Here is a 3,264-nt window from a genome sequence, read left to right on the forward strand (position 1 = left end):
GCGCATACACTTCGCCCACTCGGGCGCGAGCCGGGCGCGAACCCGTTCCGCTCAGCTCGAGCGAAACTCCGGAATCACCCGAACGCAAGATTTTCCGGGGTGGTCGGGGTGGTGAGTCCCGGCAGGACCGCACCGTGCAGGGCGCGCTTGATGACGGCGAGGTTCGGCTTGCGGTTCGCCGCGAGCCCGGCCGCCTGCTCGACCGCGATATCGAGCAAACTGTCCGCCCCCGCCTTGGCGTCGACGATCCCCGCCGAGATCGCCTCGTCGGCGCCGAACCGGTGCCCGGTCGTCATCGCCTTGACCGCGACCTGGTTGCTGAGCCGGTGCGTGAGCAGCGCGTTCATCGCGACGGTGAAGGGCATGCCGAGGTGGATCTCCGGCAGCGACCAGTACCCGCGGTCGGCGCGCATGACCCGGAAGTCGTGCGCGGTGGCGAGCATGGCGCCCGCGCCGAAGGCGTGGCCGTTCACCGCGGCGACGGTGGGCAGCGGGAAGGTGAGCAGCCGCGCGTAGAGCGCGTGCACGCTGTCCAGGTAGCCGTGCATCGCATCGGGGTTGCCGAAGAGCCACTCGGTGTGCAGGCCGTTGCTGAAGAACTTCCCGGTCGCGGTGGTGACCAGCGCGGCGGGTCCCTCGGACGCCTCGACCTCGTCGAGCAGCGCGTTCACCTGCGCCAGCACGTCCGGGTGGAAGCGGTTCTCCTCGTCGGCCCCCCGCTGCTCCTCCGATCCCAGAAACAGCACGAACACGTCACCCCGGCGCTCCAGATACGGCATGCGGGCAGCCTATCCGGGCGACCCTACCGACGGGTAGCCGAGCCGCCGCGGTGACCGGGGCCACACCCGCGCGAACGCCGCACCGCCCCCGACTATCGTGACCCCATGCTTGCCGAAGAGGCCGCAGCGGCGATCGCCGAGCGGACAGGGGTAGCGCGCCACCGCGTCGCGGTGGTGCTCGGGTCGGGCTGGCAGGCCGCGGCCGCGGAGATCGGAACGCCGAGGGCGGCGGTGCCCATGCCGGAGCTACCCGGCTTCGGCACCCCGACCGCGCAGGGCCACGTCGGCACCGTGCTCTCGGTCCCCGTCGGCGGCACCGACGTGCTGCTGCTCATGGGCCGCCAGCACATGTACGAGGGGTACTCCCCCGCCGAGGTGGTGGTCCCGGTGACCGCGGCGATCGCGGCGGGCGCGGAGACCGTGCTGCTCACCAATGCCGCGGGCGGGATCAGGGACGGCATGGCCGTCGGCGAGCCGGTGCTCATCGCCGACCACCTCAACCTCACCGCCCGCACCCCGCTCACCGGCCCCGCCTTCGTCGACCTGGTGGACGCCTGGTCCCCGGAGCTGCGCGCGCTGGCGCGGGAGGTCGACCCGAGCCTCGCCGACGGCGTGTACGCCGGGCTCATCGGCCCGCAGTACGAGACGCCCGCCGAGATCAGGATGCTGCGCACCGTCGGCGCCGACCTGGTCGGCATGTCGACCGTGCTGGAGGCGATCGCGGCGCGCGCGCTCGGCGCGCGGCTGCTCGGCATCTCGCTCGTCACCAACCTGGCGGCCGGGGTCACCGGGGCCAACCTCTCGCACGCCGAGGTGCTGGCCGAGGGCACCGCCGCCGCGCCGCGGCTCGGCAAGCTGCTGCGCGGCATCCTGGAGCGGCTCTAGATGCTGCGCTTCGGCACCGCCGGGCTGCGCGGCCCGCTGCGCGACGGGCCGGACGGCATGAACGCGGTCACCGTCGCGCGCGCCACCGCCGGGCTCGCGGCGTGGCTGCGCGAGCGCTGCCTGGGCGGGGGTCCGGTCGTGGTCGGCCGGGACGCGCGGCACGGGTCGGCGGAGTTCGCCACCGTGACCGCCGAGATCTTCGCCGCGGCCGGGTTCGGAGTGACGCTGCTGCCCGAGCCGCTGCCGACCCCGGTGCTCGCGCACGCGGTGCGCGCCACGGGCGCGGTGGCCGGGGTGCAGATCACCGCCTCGCACAACCCGCCCGGTGACAACGGCTACAAGGTCTACCTGGAGGGCGGCGCGCAGCTGGTGGCGCCCGCCGACACCGAGATCGAGCGCGCCATCCACGCCGTCACCGAGCCGATTCCGCGAACCGTGGTGGCGCCCGCCGACGGCACCGCGCTCGCCGCCTACCTGGAACGGGTCACCGGCATCCCGGAGCGGATCGGCGGGCCCGGCGAGCGCGCGCCGGTGCGGATCGCGCTCACCCCGCTGCACGGCGTCGGCGGCGCGGTGGCGCTGCGCGCGCTGGCCGCGGCGGGCTTCGACGACGTGCACGTGGTGCCCGAGCAGTTCGAGCCGGACCCGGACTTCCGCACCGTCGCCTTCCCCAACCCCGAGGAGCCGGGCGCGGCCGACCTGCTGCTCGCGCTCGCCGAGCGGGTCGGCGCGGACCTGGCGATCGCGCTCGACCCGGATGCCGACCGCTGCGCGCTCGGCGTGCCGGGCCCGGACGGCTGGCGCATGCTGCGCGGCGACGAGACCGGCGTCCTGCTCGGCGCCGACGTGCTGCGCACCGCACCGGCGGACGCCCTGGTCGCGACCACGCTGGTCTCGTCCCGGCTGCTCGGCCGGGTCGCCGCCGCGCGCGGCGCCCGCTACGCCGAGACGCTGACCGGCTTCAAGTGGCTGGCCAGGGCGGGGGACGGCCTGGTCTACGCCTACGAGGAGGCGATCGGGCACTGCGTCGACCCCGCCGCCGTCCGGGACAAGGACGGCGTCTCCGCCGCCGTGCTCGCCGCCGACCTGGTCGCCCGCCGCCGCGCCGCGGGCAGCACCCTGCTCGCCGACCTGGACCGCTTCGCCGTCGAGTTCGGCGTGCACGCGGGCGACCAGGTCGCGCTCCGCCTGGCCGACCAGGAGGCCGCGGCCGCCGTGGTCACCGCACTCCGCACCACCCCGCCGCAGCGGATCGCGGGCGCGCCCATGCGCTACACCGACCTCGCCGCCACCCGCGGCCCCCTCCGCACCGACGCCCTGCTCTTCGAGGGCGAGGGCGACCGCATCGTGGTGCGCCCCTCCGGCACCGAGCCCAAGCTCAAGTGCTACCTCGAGGTAGTCCGCCCGGTCCCCACCCCCGCCGCCCTCCCCGACGCCCGCAAAGCCGCCGCCGCCCGCCTGACCGCCCTCCGCGACTTCTGCGTCCAGCTCGCCCCCGCCTGACCCCACCCCGCCCGGGTTCGCGCCCGGCTCGCGTCCGAGCGGCCGAGACGCACGTGCCGACGGCGCCAGTCTCGGCCGCTCGGACGTGAGCCCCCGA

3 protein-coding genes are annotated in these 3,264 nt (G+C 75.5%); 2 read left to right on the top strand and 1 reads right to left on the bottom strand.

Going from position 1 to position 3,264, the window contains the following annotated elements:
- Window positions 1-74: 74 nt before the first annotated feature.
- Window positions 75-779: an enoyl-CoA hydratase-related protein gene (locus ACFUUZ_RS31580; RefSeq protein WP_378702691.1), complete on the bottom strand. Its 705-nt coding sequence runs from the start codon at window positions 777-779 to the stop codon at window positions 75-77.
- 105 nt (window positions 780-884) lie between these two features.
- Between ACFUUZ_RS31580 and ACFUUZ_RS31585 the strand changes: the two genes are divergently transcribed.
- Both ACFUUZ_RS31585 and ACFUUZ_RS31590 read left to right on the top strand, forming a co-directional pair.
- Window positions 885-1,664 (top strand): purine-nucleoside phosphorylase, encoded by a 780-nt coding sequence (locus ACFUUZ_RS31585; RefSeq protein ID WP_378702693.1) that lies wholly within the window; start codon window positions 885-887, stop codon window positions 1,662-1,664.
- Window positions 1,665-3,167, top strand: a complete 1,503-nt coding sequence (locus ACFUUZ_RS31590; protein WP_378702695.1) for a phospho-sugar mutase — start codon at window positions 1,665-1,667, stop codon at window positions 3,165-3,167.
- The last annotated feature ends 97 nt before the right edge of the window (window positions 3,168-3,264 follow it).

The organism is Nocardia sp. NPDC057353 (genome assembly GCF_042667085.1).
Lineage (GTDB): Bacteria > Actinomycetota > Actinomycetes > Mycobacteriales > Mycobacteriaceae > Nocardia.